This window comes from Nocardia sp. NPDC056541, assembly GCF_042794235.1.
GTDB lineage: Bacteria > Actinomycetota > Actinomycetes > Mycobacteriales > Mycobacteriaceae > Nocardia.
Genome location: NZ_JBHTUD010000025.1, coordinates 51,760 through 66,302, shown reverse-complemented (window position 1 = coordinate 66,302; position 14,543 = coordinate 51,760). Strand labels below are relative to the sequence as shown.

The 14,543-nt window shown below is 68.6% G+C and carries 17 protein-coding genes; 8 read left to right on the top strand and 9 right to left on the bottom strand.

All coding sequences use genetic code 11. The features are described 5' to 3' along the window. The first annotated feature begins 13 nt into the window (after nt 1–13). Together ACFQ9R_RS31165 and ACFQ9R_RS31160 are read left to right on the top strand one after the other, a co-directional pair. On the top strand, nt 14–1,153 hold the full coding sequence (locus tag ACFQ9R_RS31165; protein ID WP_378995771.1) for an AI-2E family transporter: 1,140 nt from the start codon (nt 14–16) through the stop codon (nt 1,151–1,153). 96 nt (nt 1,154–1,249) lie between these two features. Then, complete coding sequence (locus ACFQ9R_RS31160) at nt 1,250–1,417, top strand: hypothetical protein (protein WP_358072375.1); 168 nt, start codon at nt 1,250–1,252, stop codon at nt 1,415–1,417. An 11-nt stretch (nt 1,418–1,428) separates the two neighbouring features. Here ACFQ9R_RS31160 and ACFQ9R_RS31155 read toward each other — a convergent pair whose 3' ends face one another. The 3 genes from ACFQ9R_RS31155 to ACFQ9R_RS31145 are packed head-to-tail and all read right to left on the bottom strand — an operon-like array spanning nt 1,429 to nt 3,103. Next, complete coding sequence (locus ACFQ9R_RS31155; RefSeq protein ID WP_378995769.1) at nt 1,429–1,923, bottom strand: nitroreductase/quinone reductase family protein; 495 nt, start codon at nt 1,921–1,923, stop codon at nt 1,429–1,431. Between the two features lie 50 nt (nt 1,924–1,973). After that, the gene (locus ACFQ9R_RS31150) at nt 1,974–2,366 is read right to left on the bottom strand and encodes a hypothetical protein (protein ID WP_378995767.1); all 393 of its coding nucleotides are present in this window, start codon (nt 2,364–2,366) and stop codon (nt 1,974–1,976) included. A 20-nt stretch (nt 2,367–2,386) separates the two neighbouring features. Next, complete coding sequence (locus ACFQ9R_RS31145; protein WP_378995765.1) at nt 2,387–3,103, bottom strand: NUDIX domain-containing protein; 717 nt, start codon at nt 3,101–3,103, stop codon at nt 2,387–2,389. Between the two features lie 78 nt (nt 3,104–3,181). Between ACFQ9R_RS31145 and nadA the strand changes: the two genes are divergently transcribed. From nadA to nadC, 3 genes are all read left to right on the top strand, one after another. Then, the gene (gene nadA / locus ACFQ9R_RS31140; protein ID WP_378995763.1) at nt 3,182–4,219 is read left to right on the top strand and encodes a quinolinate synthase NadA; all 1,038 of its coding nucleotides are present in this window, start codon (nt 3,182–3,184) and stop codon (nt 4,217–4,219) included. A gap of 31 nt (nt 4,220–4,250) precedes the next feature. Next, nucleotides 4,251–5,864 (top strand): L-aspartate oxidase, encoded by a 1,614-nt coding sequence (locus ACFQ9R_RS31135; RefSeq protein WP_378995761.1) that lies wholly within the window; start codon nt 4,251–4,253, stop codon nt 5,862–5,864. Nucleotides 5,865–6,009: 145 nt separating this feature from the next. Beyond that, nucleotides 6,010–6,870, top strand: a complete 861-nt coding sequence (nadC, locus tag ACFQ9R_RS31130) for a carboxylating nicotinate-nucleotide diphosphorylase (RefSeq protein ID WP_378995760.1) — start codon at nt 6,010–6,012, stop codon at nt 6,868–6,870. A 55-nt stretch (nt 6,871–6,925) separates the two neighbouring features. Here nadC and ACFQ9R_RS31125 read toward each other — a convergent pair whose 3' ends face one another. The 6 genes from ACFQ9R_RS31125 to ACFQ9R_RS31100 all read right to left on the bottom strand — a co-directional run bounded on the left by ACFQ9R_RS31125 (nt 6,926) and on the right by ACFQ9R_RS31100 (nt 9,913). Beyond that, nucleotides 6,926–7,138 (bottom strand): hypothetical protein, encoded by a 213-nt coding sequence (locus tag ACFQ9R_RS31125; protein ID WP_378995758.1) that lies wholly within the window; start codon nt 7,136–7,138, stop codon nt 6,926–6,928. A gap of 24 nt (nt 7,139–7,162) precedes the next feature. Next, nucleotides 7,163–7,486, bottom strand: a complete 324-nt coding sequence (locus ACFQ9R_RS31120; protein ID WP_378995757.1) for a hypothetical protein — start codon at nt 7,484–7,486, stop codon at nt 7,163–7,165. After that, complete coding sequence (locus ACFQ9R_RS31115; RefSeq protein WP_378995756.1) at nt 7,483–7,683, bottom strand: helix-turn-helix domain-containing protein; 201 nt, start codon at nt 7,681–7,683, stop codon at nt 7,483–7,485. The genes ACFQ9R_RS31120 and ACFQ9R_RS31115 overlap by 4 nt, the downstream gene beginning before the upstream one ends. A gap of 43 nt (nt 7,684–7,726) precedes the next feature. Then, complete coding sequence (locus ACFQ9R_RS31110; RefSeq protein ID WP_378995754.1) at nt 7,727–8,905, bottom strand: winged helix DNA-binding domain-containing protein; 1,179 nt, start codon at nt 8,903–8,905, stop codon at nt 7,727–7,729. A gap of 93 nt (nt 8,906–8,998) precedes the next feature. After that, nucleotides 8,999–9,532 (bottom strand): hypothetical protein, encoded by a 534-nt coding sequence (locus tag ACFQ9R_RS31105; protein WP_378995752.1) that lies wholly within the window; start codon nt 9,530–9,532, stop codon nt 8,999–9,001. Between the two features lie 48 nt (nt 9,533–9,580). Continuing rightward, nucleotides 9,581–9,913 (bottom strand): ArsR/SmtB family transcription factor, encoded by a 333-nt coding sequence (locus ACFQ9R_RS31100; protein WP_378995750.1) that lies wholly within the window; start codon nt 9,911–9,913, stop codon nt 9,581–9,583. A gap of 98 nt (nt 9,914–10,011) precedes the next feature. Between ACFQ9R_RS31100 and ACFQ9R_RS31095 the strand changes: the two genes are divergently transcribed. The 3 genes from ACFQ9R_RS31095 (at nt 10,012) to ACFQ9R_RS31085 (ending at nt 14,495) form a co-directional block, all read left to right on the top strand. Next, nucleotides 10,012–11,220, top strand: a complete 1,209-nt coding sequence (locus ACFQ9R_RS31095) for an MFS transporter (RefSeq protein ID WP_378995748.1) — start codon at nt 10,012–10,014, stop codon at nt 11,218–11,220. Between the two features lie 87 nt (nt 11,221–11,307). After that, nucleotides 11,308–13,467, top strand: a complete 2,160-nt coding sequence (locus ACFQ9R_RS31090; protein WP_378995746.1) for a TRAP transporter permease — start codon at nt 11,308–11,310, stop codon at nt 13,465–13,467. A gap of 47 nt (nt 13,468–13,514) precedes the next feature. Further along, on the top strand, nt 13,515–14,495 hold the full coding sequence (locus tag ACFQ9R_RS31085) for a TAXI family TRAP transporter solute-binding subunit (protein WP_378995744.1): 981 nt from the start codon (nt 13,515–13,517) through the stop codon (nt 14,493–14,495). Nucleotides 14,496–14,543 lie beyond the last annotated feature (48 nt).

Sequence of the window (14,543 nt, the reverse complement as noted above, 5' to 3'; positions counted from 1 at the left end):
TAGCGTTCGGCGCATGTCCGAGCCGAGCACCGACACCGCGCCCCCGGCCCCGCCCGTTGAATGGTCGATTCCGCGCGGTCTGATCGTGCTGCTGTCGCTCGGTGCGGGAGTGGTCACCATCGGCGGCCTGAAGGCCTTCTCCGGCATCATCGGACCGGTCTTCCTCGCCCTCATGTTGACCATCGCGGTGCAACCGATCCAGAGTTGGGCGCGCCGCAAAGGCTGGCCTGCCTGGCTCGGCATGGCCGCGGCACTGGTGGCGGTGGTCGGGATTCTGTTCGGCATCGGTGGGGCGCTGGCGCTGTCGGCGGTGCAGCTGGCCTCGCTGCTGCCCGAATATGCCGACAAGCTCAACGAATTGCTCGACCATGGGCGCGCCTGGCTGTCGGATCTCGGGGTGAGCTCCGACCAGATCCACAAGGCGCTCAGCGGCATCGACGTGGGTAAGGCCGCGAGTGTCATCGAGGAGCTGGTCGGCGGGGTGCTCGGAGTCTTCTCGAATCTGTTCTTCGTCGTGGCGCTGCTGCTGTTCATGGCCGTCGACGGGATGACGATGGACCGCCGGCTGGCGATCGTGGCTCGCGAGCGGCCCGCGATCGCACAGGCACTGGACGATTTCGTCACCGGAACGCGCAAATACCTCATCGTATCCACGGTGTTCGGTGCCATCGTGGCCGTGATCGACGGTGGGGCACTGTGGTTGATGGGGGTACCGCTGCCGATCCTGTGGGCGCTGCTGTCGTTCATCACCAACTACATCCCGAACGTCGGGTTCGTTATCGGCGTCATCCCGCCCGCGCTGCTGGCCCTGCTCGACAGCGGTCCGGTGCTGATGATCTGGGTGATCGTGGTCTATTCGGTGATCAACTTCGTGATCCAGTCGATCATTCAGCCCAAGTTCGTCGGTGACGCCGTGGGCCTCGGAGTCACCATCACGTTCCTGTCGCTGGTGTTCTGGGCGTGGGTGATCGGGGCGCTCGGCGCGCTGCTGGCGATTCCGCTGACGCTGCTGGTGAAGGCGCTGCTGTTCGACATCGACCCGACAACGCGATGGGCGGATGTGCTGATCGGTGCGCCGATCGACCAGAAACCCGCGCCGCGCAAGGAATCCGGCAAGCCGACCGGGGCCCGGGCAGCGGTGGACAAGGAATAGCGGGCGCCGCGGATCGGTTCACCGAAAACCAGTGGAATGCGGTCGGACCCGCTCCCTATCCTGGCAGCATCGTATTTTCGGGGGAGGACCTTGACCATGAAGACCGCAGCCGGGCAATCCACTGAGCCGCCCGCCGAGCGACCCGATCTGGTCGCCTGGCGCCGCCGCCACGCCCTGCGCAGCTCGTCCGCTGCCACCGCGGTGCCCAGCGGGCGCGCTTACCGCCGCTCGCCGAAGCATCGCGATCGCCGCCACGATTCGTGACGCCGCCGGGGCTACTGTGATGCTGTCCGGGTCAGCACCACCAGCGGTAGCGGCTTGTCGACCTTGGCCTGATACTCGGCCAGCAAGGAGTTCTCCGCCAGTGCCCATGCCGCGAACTCGTCGTAGCGCTCGCCGGTGAGTACGTCGGCCGTCGCCGCGAACTTCTCGCCGCCCAGTTCGATCGTCACCCGTGGGTCGGCCTTGGCGTTGTGATACCAGGCCGGGTACCGATCCTCGATGAACGAGCTCACATACATCAGGTCATCGCGATACAGTGCGCCGAGCGGAACCACATGCGGCTTACCGCTTTTGGCGCCCGTCGTCGTCAGCAACAGCAGGGTGGCGCCCGCGTAGTCGCCCCCGACCCGACCCTGGTTCTCCCGGAACTCCGTGATGACCCCGTCGTTCCAGCCCGCCATCTCCTCCTCGGAGAACTCCTTGTTCCAGGGAGCATCCGGGTCGTCATAGGAAGTGGTCTGCTTCGCGTCCGTCGCGTCGTTGTCCATGCTCGCAGTGTGGCACCGGCCACCGACAACTTCCGTCCGTCGACCGGCTGTCACCCCTGCGTGGTCTGCACGGTGATCCGGTAGCCGAGGGTGAGTCCTTTGCCGATGTGCGCGGCTCCGCCCAGATGCAGCCATCGGTCGGTGCCGCCGCGTGGATCGGCCAGATAGGCCGCGCGGACGTAGTCGACACCGGCGGGAAACCCGCCGGCAGCCGAGGACACGGTGCTCATGACATACGCCTCGGCCCACACCTGGGGTTCGGGCTCGTTGCCCGGCAGGGGCGCGACGTGCGGGACGAACGCGCCGAACTCGTCGGCCGGTGCTCGATGGGACTGCAGGAATCGGCCCGTCATGGCGAGTCGCACGATGCCGCTGTAGACGGTGCAGACCGGGGTCAGCCGCAACGGCGGGGCGGGCTGGATATCGCACTGCAATTCGCTCATAGGTGCAGTGTGCACTTCGGTCAGGTCGGGGGACGGAGGGCGGCGAACTCGTCGGTTACTCGCAGGCCGGAGTCGGTGAAGCGGTAGAGCGCCGCGGGACGGCCGCCTGCCCGGCCGGACGGGGCGGTGTCGCCGGTGGGGGTGATCACCTTGCGGCGGGTGAGGACTCGCTGGAGATTGGTGGTGTCCACGTCGTATCCGAGTGCGGCGCAATAGATTTCGCGCAGGGTCGACATGGTGAAAGTGTCGGGGGCCAGGGCGTAGGCGATGTTGGTGTAGGAGAGTTTGGCGGCCAGGCGGGTGCGGGCGTGGTCGACGACGGTGCGATGGTCGAAGGACATGTCGGGCAGATTCGAGACCGGGTGCCAGGTGGTGTCGGACGGGAGTTCGGGTTCGGTGGTGAGGGGGACCAGGCCGAGGTAGGCCGAGGCGATGCGGCGCGGGGCGGGGACGCGGTCGGGATTGCTGAACACCGACACCTGCTCGAGGTGGTGCAGGTCGCGCACGTCGACCTTCTCGGCGAGCTGGCGCCGGGCGGAGGTGTCGAGGTCCTCGTCGTCGCGCAGGCGGCCGCCGGGTAGTGACCACGTGCCTTTCTGTGGATCGAGCGCGCGTTCCCACAGCAGAACCGCCAACTCTGGGTGCTTGGCGCCTCTACCTGCGGAAATGCTCGACGGGAAGCGGCGAACCTGGAACACCGCGGTGAGCGATTCGTGGATGGTGTTACTATGGGGCACGTTTTCGATTGTAAGTCGAAAACCTGGTTTGGTGCGAATCGCGGCGGTGGAGCCGCTCGCACGATGAAGGGAGCCACCATGGCGACGACGACTGCACAGCGGACGCTGATGGATTCGGTCTTCGACGGACCCAGCGGTTACGCGGGTGTCGAAGCGACGCCGGAATGGGCGCAGGAGGTGCGCCGTCTGGCGCGCGAACGCAATGCGACCATCCTCGCGCACAACTACCAGCTGCCCGAGATCCAGGACGTGGCCGACCACGTCGGCGACTCGCTGGCCCTGTCGCGCATCGCGGCCGAGGCCGAAGAGGGCACCATCGTGTTCTGCGGCGTGCACTTCATGGCGGAGACGGCCAAGATCCTCAGCCCGGCCAAGACCGTGCTCATCCCGGACCAGCGCGCCGGCTGCTCGCTGGCCGACTCGATCTCCGCCGACGAACTGCGCGCCTGGAAAGCCGAGCACCCCGACGCGATGGTGGTGTCGTATGTGAACACCACCGCCGAGGTGAAGGCACTCACCGACATCTGCTGCACCTCCTCCAACGCTGTCGACGTGGTCGACTCGATCGACCCCGACCGCGAAGTGCTGTTCCTGCCGGACCAGTTCCTCGGCGCCCACGTCAAGCGGGAGACCAAGCGCGAGAACATGCACATCTGGGCGGGCGAGTGCCACGTGCACGCCGGCATCAACGGCGACGAGCTCACCGAGCAGGCCCGCACCCACCCCGATGCCGAGCTGTTCGTGCACCCGGAGTGCGGTTGCGCCACCTCGGCGCTGTACCTGGCCGGCGAGGGCGCGTTCCCGGCCGAGCGGGTGCACATCCTGTCGACCGGCGGGATGATCGACGCGGCGAAGGCGTCGCACTCCGATCAAGTGCTGGTGGCGACCGAGATCGGCATGCTGCACCAGCTGCGCAAGGCGGCGCCCGGGATCGACTTCCAGGCCGTCAACGATCGCGCGTCCTGCAAGTACATGAAGATGATCACCCCGGCGGCGCTGCTGCGCTGCCTGGTCGAGGGTGCCGACGAGGTGCACGTCGACCTGGCGATGGCCGAGGCCGGTCGCGCCTCCGTGCAGCGGATGATCGCCATCGGTAACTCCGGCGGTGGCGAGTGACCGGCACCGTGCGACCGAATCGGTAACGACGATGACGGTTCCTGTTTCGTGGGAGGCCGAGGTCGACCTGGTTGTCATCGGCGGCGGCGTCGCCGGGCTCACGGCCGCACGCACGGCCTCGTTGCGTGGGCTGCGGGTGCTCATCCTGAGCAAGGGCGGTCCGACCGACACCTCGACCCAGTACGCGCAAGGCGGCATCGCGGTCGTCGCACCGCTCGGTGATTCGGTCGACTCGCACGTGCGCGACACGGTCGAGGCCGGCGCCGGGTTGTGCGAGGTCGACGCGGTGCGTTCGATCGTCGAGGGTGGACAGGCCGCGGTCGCGGCGCTGACCGACCTCGGCGCGGTGTTCGACCTCGGTCGTGACGGCCAGATCTCGCGTACCCGCGAGGGCGGGCACAGCACGCGTCGCATCATCCACGCCGGTGGGGACGCGACCGGGGCCGAGGTGCAGCGCGCGCTCAACGCGGCGGGATTGCCTGTGCTGTTCGGCGCCGCCGCGCTGCGCGTGGTGACCGGCGCCGAGGGCGTGCAGGGTGTGATCGCGGTGTCGGACAATGGGTTCGGCGTCGTGCACACGCCCGCTGTGCTGCTGGCGACCGGCGGTCTGGGACAGCTCTACGCGCTGAGTACGAATCCGCCGGGGGCGACCGGTGACGGTGTGGCGCTGGCATTGTGGGCCGGGACCGCCGTGGCCGATCTCGAATTCGTGCAGTTCCATCCGACGGTGCTCTACACGCCCGGCGGAGTGGGCAGGCGACCGCTGATCAGCGAAGCGGTGCGCGGCGAAGGCGCGATACTCGTCGACTCCCACGGGAACTCGGTGACAGCCGGGCATCCACGTGGTGATCTGGCTCCTCGTGATGTGGTGTCGCGGGCGATCGCCGAGCGGATGCGGGCGCTCGGAACCGACCATGTCTTCCTCGACGCCCGCGCCATCGAAGGGTTCGCCCAGCGATTCCCGACCATCACCGCCTCGTGCCTGGCGGCGGGGATCGACCCTGCGGCGCAACTGATTCCGGTCGCGCCTGCCGCGCACTACCAGTGCGGTGGTGTTCTCACCGACACGCACGGGCGGACCGGTGTCGCCGGGCTCTACGCGGCGGGCGAGGTCGCCAGGACCGGGCTGCACGGTGCCAACCGGTTGGCCTCCAACAGCTTGCTCGAAGGGCTCGTGGTGGGTGAGCGGGCCGGTGCGGCGGCGGCCGAGCGGGTCGGGGTTCGTGCTCGGGTCGAGGAGATCTCCTCGTGGACAGTCGAATTCGCCGACCGTTCGGTGGTGCAGCAGGCGATGACCGCGCATGCCTCCGTCGTGCGTGACGGCGACGGACTCGCGCGGGCACGCAGGCGGATCGACGGTGCGATGTCGGCAGTGTCGTCGCTCGACTCGGCTTCTGCTGATTCACCGGCAGCGGCACAGCATCTGCGTCGGATCGAGGACGCGGCGCTCACCTTGACCGCGCGTGCGCTGCTCGGTGCGGCGGCGGCGCGTACCGAGAGCCGAGGGTGCCACACGCGTGCGGAGTCGCCGGGCGCGGTCGAGGATCAGCGGCACAGCACGGTGATTCGGCTCCGACCGGAGGGCACGCTCGAACTGTCCACCATGCCCGCGGAATGCGGTTCGGTGCCCCTCGGCGTGCGTTGACCAGCGACGTTCCCGGCCGAGTTCACTCGAATCGGGCGGGTCGCAGCTGGAAATCACAGTCGGACAAGCAATATCGGTGGAGTGGTGACCTGCTCCGCCGCTTCGACCGAGGCGCACTGTGCGCCCGAGAATTAGGAGTGCGGTGATGGCTTTGGACGCCACTCTGGACCGTGACGAGCTGCTGACGCTGATCGGCAACGCCCTCGACGAGGACCTGCGCTACGGGCCCGACGTCACCACGATCGCCACCGTTGCCGAAGACGCGGTGAGCAAAGCCTCGGTCGTCTCGCGCCAGCACGGCACCGTCGCGGGCCTGGACGTCGGGCTGCTCGTGCTCGACGAGGTCCTCGGCGCGGGCACCTACGAGATCACCGCGCGGGTCGCCGACGGCACCCGGGTGGAGCCCGGCACCTCGGTGCTGAGCATCGTCGCCCCCACTCGCGGCCTGCTCACCGCCGAACGAACCATGCTCAACCTGGTGTGCCACCTGTCGGGCATCGCCACCGCCACCGCCGCCTGGGTCGACGCCGTCGACGGCACCGGATGCGAGATCCGCGACAGCCGCAAGACGCTGCCCGGCCTGCGCGCTCTGCAGAAGTACGCGGTCCGCGTCGGCGGCGGCGTCAACCACCGCATGGGGCTGGGCGATGCCGCCCTCATCAAGGACAACCACGTGGTGGCCGCCGGTTCGGTCGTCAACGCCCTGCGCGCGGTCCGCGCACTGGCACCCGACATCGCGTGCGAGGTAGAGGTCGACAGCCTCGAACAACTCGACGCTGTCCTCGCCGAAAACGTCGAACTCGTCCTGCTGGACAACTTTCCCCTCTGGCAGACCCAGGCCGCCGTCCAGCGCCGCGATGCCGCGGCCCCCGCGACGAAACTCGAGTCCTCCGGCGGACTTTCACTCGACCAAGCCGCCGAATACGCGGGCACCGGCGTCGACTACCTCGCCATCGGCGCCCTCACCCACTCGGTCCGCGTACTCGATCTCGGCCTGGACATGTGAGGTCATCTCGAAGCGACGCAGACCTGCGGACCGGCTCTCGTGGTCGGTCGACAGCTCAGGTCTGTGCCCAGGGGCTGCGGTCGGCAGCCGTATGCCACCAAGCCGGTGGTGACGGGTGTGTCGGCTGCGCATCCGGTTGGTCGGGATGCAGGCCCAGGGGGCGCAGGGCCGCGCTACGGATGGCGATACCGACCGCGCAACCGACGCGACCGTCGGCATGCCGGGCTCGCATGAGGTCGACGCGGATGTCGTCGTCGGCGAAGGGCATCCAGTCGATTCCGCGGTCGCGCAGTCAACCGCGCATGGCGCTGATCGGTCGCGGCGCGCTCTCGGTGGCCTCGTAGGTCATCAGCCGAATCCATTCGGGCTCTTCAGCATTCACCTGACCATTGTGACGGACTCGCCGGGCGAAATGTGGCGGCGGGACAGACCCAGATCCGCCGGTGATCGGTTCGGTGCCGAGTGGCAATGTCGAAGCGATGGGATCACCAGAATATTCAGGCACGTAACGAAATTCGGTGCCACCATCGGCGGTCCTGCCGAGCGCGGCAGCGAGACGACCGGACTTGTAGACGTCCGCGCTGCTGACCCTGCGCAACGCGCCGAAATCCGTCACGGCGTCACCGTCAGCGTTAGTCCCAGTGCGCCGGCCACTGCTGTGACCGTTCCGATGCTGGTCGAACCCCGACCGTGTTCGATGTCGCGAATCGTGCGCGTGGACGTAGCCGCCACTTCGGCAAGCTCCTCCTGAGTCAGGTGGTGGCGGCGGCGCTCCGTTCGGATCTTTCCGCCGATGTCTTTCAGTACATCCATGAACACACCTCCGATCGGCAGAATATTGCCGAAATTGTTGCCGTTAGGCGGTGAGTTCGCGTTGTAAGGGGGTCCGGAAGCGGGGGATGGCGCGGATGTCGCCGAACCAGGTTGTGGTGCGGTCTGTTTCGGCGTCGATCAGCTTCTGGGTGTGGGGGTCCACGTCTTCGAGGAGGCGGGTGACCACTTCGCCGTCGGGGCGTTGGGCCCAGCCGCCTACTATGCGGCCGTCGGCCCAGATGGAGGGGCCGATATTGCCGTTGGTGTCGAAGAGGGCGGGGGCGTGGGGGCCGAGGAACCAGTCCCGGGATTGCCAGCCCATGGGGGTGGGGTCCAGGGCGGGGAGCAGGGCTGCCCAGGGTTCGGGGGTGGGGACGGGGGTGAGGTCGTCGGCGAGGATCAGGCCGGGGGTGCCGTCGAGGTCTACATCGACTGTGTCGACTTCGGCCAGGGCCTTCCGGACTTCACCGAGGGTCCAGCCGGTCCACCATTTCAGGTCGGTGATCGGGGCCGGGCCGAAGGCGTACAACCACTGCCGTACCAGTTCGACGCGAGCCTCGGCGGCGGACAGCGGTGAAAACCCCTGGGGTAGCCAGGTTTCCACGGGGGCCCAGGTGTACTGGCTGCTGGTCCAGCTGCCGTTCGGGCGGCCGCGCACTATCCGGCCCTCCGCGCCGAGCACCACCAGTACCCAGGTGGTGATGCTCGTCGGTTTGGAATAGGACTTTCCGGGGGCGGTGTCGATCTGGGTGCGCAGCCGTGGCACATCTTTGCTCAGCTGGACACCGGTCGCCGCGCCACGGGTCAGCAGCGCCGCGTGCGTCTCGGCTTCGACCTCGGCCAGCCACGTCGAGATGTCACCGTCGACGACGCCCGCCTGCTCGATGAAGCGGCCGTAGGTGCGGCGTTGCTTGTGGGCCAGCGCATCGCAGGTGGATGCCTGCAGAACCGGGAGCAACTCGGTCGGCGCGACGAACATCGTGCGGCGCATGGCCAGCATGCGAAGCAGGGCCCGGTCGTCGTAGAGCGCCTTCTCGACATCGGCGGGAGTGAGATCGATGCCCCGAGCACCGACCGACAGGTACACCGTCGCCGGATCGGTGGCATGCAGAACCACCATCGAACGGGCGATGTCCACGGGGTCGGTCGAACGCGCCGACGGCGCGAGGCGATGCCTGGTGGCCACTCGGGCGCGACGCTGCGCGGTATCGATCGAGAGCATGAGCGGATCGTAGGCGGGGGCACCGACAATCGCGGGGCAAGCCCGGTTCCGTGGGGCAGTGACAGCCGAAGCGGGTTACGTCGGCGGTGGTGCTCAGGCGAGACCGTCGAGGAACGCCGCGGCCTCGCGCCGGGAACCCAGCCGGACGAAGGTGAGATCCCGGAATGCCGGATCATGCTGTGCCGCAAGGTAGCTCGCCCGGTTCTTCGCATGGGTCGTCCAGGCCCACATGATCACCGATCGTGCCGGGTCGAGCGAGATCATCTCGCGCCAGCGCTCCCGGTTGCCGTTCCACAGCTCGCGCCCGGTCAGCGCCCGGCCCACCGTCCGGCCGACGATCTGGCGCATGACCAGCGACCGGGGCAGATCGAACCAGGCCACCGTATCGGCACGTCGCCACACCAGATCGCCGAGTTTGCCCCGGTAGTTGCCGTCGACCACCCAGGCATCCCCGGCGATCCGCTCGGCGACCGCGGCCTGGAATTCGGGCGCGGCCATCGGTGTCCAGTTCGGCTGATGGTGGATCGAGTCGAGCTCGATGTGCGGGATGTCGAGCCGGTGCGAGATCTGGCGGGCCAGCGTGCTCTTGCCCGATCCCGAAGTCCCCACCACCACGATTCGTCGCATCACGGCCACCACGACATTATCCACGCCGGTTCGGCCTGGAACCACGGGTTATTCGGCCCGCCACGCGCGGACGAGGTCGAGGAGGCCGGGGAATCGGGCGTCGAGGTCGGCTACCCGGACCTGGCTGCGGCGTTCGAGGCCGTAGCGGTGCTGACGGGTGATGCCCGCTTCGCGGAGGGCGCGGAAGTGGTGGGTGAGGGTCGACTTGGGGCGGTCGATGCCGAACCAGCCGCAGGGGCGGTCGAGGTCGGGGGATTCGGTGAGCAGCTTCTGCACGATGCCGAGGCGGAGCGGATCGCTGAGTGCGCCGAGGACGACATCGAGGCGCAGGTCGGCGCGCGGTGGCTCGGGAAGTCGTTCGGCTTCGGTCGTTGCCTGCATGGGACACCTTCAGGTCGGGGCTTGTACGAATCTTATCGTACTGAGTATGTTCGACTCCTGTCGTACTGGTACGAGATAAGTCGAACTAAGGAGTGGGCATGACGATCCGGGCAGCGGCGCCACGGGTGCGCGATGGGGCGATCTGGGCGGCAGCGTGGCCGGTTCTCGCGGTGTTCGTGCTCTCGAACGCCGCCACGCCGCTCTACGTCGTGTGGCAGCGGGAGATGGGATTCTCCTCGGGCACGCTCACCCTCGTCTTCGCCTGCTACATCGCGGGATTGCTCGGGGCGCTGACCGTCGCCGGCGTGGTCTCCGATCGGGTGGGGCGTAAGCCGGTGCTGCTACCCGCGATCGTGCTGGCGATGGTGGCCTGCGTGCTGTTCGCCTGCGCCGGTTCGGTTCTCGTGCTCGCGCTGGCGCGATTGCTCACCGGCGTCGCGGTGGGCTGTGCGGTCTCGGCGGGGATGGCGGCGGTGACCGATATCGCGGGCCGAGAGCGCTCGGCGAAAGGCGCGTTGGCGGCTTCGGTGGCCATGGTGCTGGGCGCCGGTCTCGGTCCGCTGCTGGCCGGGGTCTTGTCGGAGGCCGCGCCCGGTGCGACCGTGACCGTGTTCGTGGTCGAAATCGCGCTACTGGCAGTGGCTTTCGTCGTGGTGTCGCGGCTGGATCTGCCGAGCGGGGTGGGCGGGCGCGGTCCGTGGATCCGAGTGCCCGCGGTCCCGGCGCGGGGCAGGACGGCGGTGCTGCTCGGGATTGTCGCCTTCGCCCCCGGCATCACGGCCACGTCCTTCGTCCTGTCGCTGGGCCCGTCGGTTCTCGGGATGCTCGGATCGGCGAATCGGGTCGTGGCGGGTGCGCTGGCCTTCGTGATGTTCCTGGCCGCGACGGGGATCCAGTTCGCGGTGCGGCGCAGGAGTATTCGCGTGATCCTGCTCGCCAGCTCGGTGGCGACGGTGGGGAGTGCGGTCGCGCTGATCGGCGCGGTCGCGACGGCGGCGGTGCCGGTGTTCGGTATCGCCGCGGTGCTGGCCGGGATGGGGCAGGGGCTCGGGCAACTCGGCGGTTTGACGGCGATCGGATCGGCGGTGCCGCCGGATCGGCTGGCCGAGGCCAACGCCGCGCAGAACGTGGGCGGTTATCTCCCCGCCGCGGTGTTGCCGCTGGCGACCGGTTTTCTCGGCGATGCGGCGGGGTTGGCCACGGCCACCACGGTATTCGCGATCGCTGTCGCGGGCGCCGCCGCAGCGGGCGCCGCCTTCGCGCTGCGCCGAGGTGCGGAAGTGGATCGTGGGACCACACAGCGGTGAGCGCCACCCGCGTAGTGTCCATTTTGTACAGACTGCCCGGTTGTCGATTTCGTCACCGGCCGTGAATCTCGTTGCTATCGTCCGCTCATGAACGCAGCGCCACCGGTTGTCACTGCGGCTGAGCTGGGGGTGGACGACGAGGAGCGGCCGGCGCGGGTGCTCTCCGGATTCCCCGGTCGGCTGGTCGGCGGCGTCGCGCTCGGGCTCGCGCTGCTGTCGGTGTGGCAGGTGTTTCGGCCGCTGGCGCAGGGCAGCCAGTACTACCTGGTCATCTTTCTGGCTGTCGCGCTGCCGCTGGTGTACCTGAGCTATCGGTCGTGGTGGGGTCCGCTCGATCGGGCCGACGGACCCTCCGTGCTCGACTGGGTACTGGCGGCGATCACCCTGGTGGTGTGTCTGTATCCGGTGCTGCCGATTCGAATCGGTGACGCGGGTGGGGGATACGACGCGTTTCTCGATCGGCAAGGGATGCTCGCGCCGCTCGATGTCGTGATGGGCGGGTTGCTGCTGGTGCTCGTGCTCGAGGCGTGCAGACGCACCACCGGGGTGATCCTGCCGGTGGTGTGTCTGGTGTTCCTCGGGTACGGGTACTACGGCGGTCTGCTGCCGCAGGACTGGTCGATCGCGCACGCGGGCCTCGACGTCGATCAGATCGTCGACGCGCTGTACAACTCCGGCAGCGGCTTCTACGGCACGCCCCTCGACGTCGCCGCCAGTTACATCGTGTTGTTCACGCTCTACGGAGCGGTACTCGAATTCTCCGGTGCGGCACGGTTCTTCGTCGATCTGTCGGTGTCACTGTTCCGGCGCTCGCACAGCGCGGCAGGGCGCACGGCAGTGGCGTCGGGATTCCTGCTCGGGACCGTCTCGGGCTCGGGAACCGCGACCGCGGTGAGCACCGGCGCGGTGACCTGGCCGATTCTGCGCAAGGCCGGTTACCGGCCCGAACAGGCGGGTGGGATGCTCGCGGCGGCGGGCGTCGGTGCGATTCTGTCGCCGCCCACGCTGGGAGTGGCGGCATTCATCGTCGCCGAATATCTCGACGTGTCGTATGTGACGGTGCTGGGGTGGGCCCTGATCCCGACGCTGCTGTACTACCTGGGCATCCTGCTGTCGGTCGAGATCGACGCCCGCCGGATCCACGCGGACGGGCGGGCGCCCGTAGATCTGGCCGACGGTCCGCTGCCGACGCCGTGGTGGAAGTTGCTGGGGCGCTTCGGGTATCACTTCTCGTCGCTGATCGTGATCGTCGTGCTCTTGCTGGCCGACGTGAGCGCGACCCGCGCGGTGGTGTACGCGACGGCGCTCGCGCTGCTGCTCGCGATCCCGGACCGGATGCTGCGCAGTGCCGCGGCGACCGATGCGGCCTCGGCCACCGATCTCACGAAAACGCCCGCTGAACAGAGCACGACGGAATCAGTTGAGGGCGGCTCGGTGCGAGCGGAGGGGCACCGCTGGTCACGCAAGAGCGTGGGGCAGTTCGTGATCGAAGCCTTGCGCTCGCTGTCGTACGGGATGCGCTCGGCGCTGCCGGTGGTCGCGGTGTGTGCGGCGGCGGGCGTGATCACCGCGATGACCACCAAGACCGGCCTCGGTGCGCAACTGGCCGCGCTGCTGGTCAAGGCCGGATCGGCGCTGTCGGACGATCCCGCCGTCGTGCTGGCGACCACCGCGGTGCTGGCGGCGATCGCGTTGTCGCTGCTGGGTCTGGCGGTCCCGGTGACGGCGTCGTTCGTCATCGGCTGGGTGATCATCGGGCCCGCGCTGCTCGACCTGCACGTCGCCGCACCCGCCGCCGCCATGTTCGTCTTCTACTTCTCGGTGCTCTCGGAGGTGACGCCGCCGACCGCGCTGGCCGCCGTCGGCGCGGCCGCGGTGACCGGGGCGAAGGCGATGCCGACGATGTGGCACGCCCTGCGGTACGCGCTGCCCGCGTTCCTGGTGCCGCTGATGTTCGTGCTCACCGACTCCGGGGAGCATCTGCTCGGCCGCGGTGCCGTGCTCGACGTGCTGTGGGTCAGCGCGGCGGCCTGCGTCGGCGTCGCGGCCTTGGCGGCGGCGACCGGCGGGTGGCTGTTCGGAATCGGCGCGATCGGCCCGATCCCGCGCGTCATCGCCGCCGGCGCGGGACTGATTCTGCTGTACCCGAATCCGGTCGCCACCGGGCTCGGACTCGGGGTGCTGGTCGTCGCCGTGCTGGCGGGCCTTCTCGACCGGGCGAACAGAACATCCACGGACACACCGTGATCCGCGGGAATCGGCAGGCGGCCTGGCCGTCGACGGAAGGGGACCTGATGGTCAGAACAATTGTCGCGGTGGTCGCGGCCGCCGCATTACTCACCGGCTGCGGTGGCCGGCAGGACACCCCGACCGCCGACGCGGGCGGCGAGGTGACCTGTGCAGTGAAGCAGGACACCAGGATCGGCATCGCCACCGGAAACGCGACCGGCGTGTACTTCGCGCTCGGCAACGCCTACGCCGAGCAGATCTCCGCCGCCACCGGCGGGACCGTGAAGGCCACCGCGGCCGAGACCGGCGCCTCCGTACAGAACATCCAGCAGGTGGTCGGCGGCACCTATCAGGTCGGCTTCTCGCTCGCCGACTCCGCGGCCGACGCGGTCGCGGGCACGGGCAGCTTCACCAGCGCGCAGCCGATCCGCGCACTGGCCCGGCTCTACGACAACTACACCCAGGTCATCGTGCGCACCGACGCCGGCATCAACTCCCTCGCCGACCTGCGCGGCAAACGGGTCTCCACCGGCTCACCCAAATCGGGAACCGAGGTGATCGCCCAGCGCGTGCTGCAAGCCGCGGGGCTCAACCCCGACAGCGACGTCGCCGCCCAGCGCCTCGACCTGACCAAGACCGTCGACGGTCTCAAGGACGGCTCCATCGACGCGATGTTCTGGTCCGGTGGCCTGCCGACACCGGGCATCACCGACCTGTTCACCACCGCCGAGGACAAGGTCCGCTTCCTCGACATCACCGGTGTGCTGCCGAAACTGAAGCAGATCAACCCGGTCTACGAGACGGGCTCGATCCCGGCCGCCACCTATGGGCTGCCCGCCGACGCGCCGACCATCGTGGTGCCCAACCTGCTCGTGGTGCGCGACGATCTCGACGCGAACCTGGCCTGCGTGCTGACCAAGACGCTGCTGGATCGCAAACCTCAACTGGAACAGGCGAATCCGGCCGCCAAGGGAATCGACGCCGACACCGCGAGCAAGACGGCGCCGGTGTTGTTGCATCGCGGGTCGGAGGTCGCGCTGCGCTGACGTCACCACGAACGGATCCACGCCGACACGTGGGTTCCGGCGGTCCCC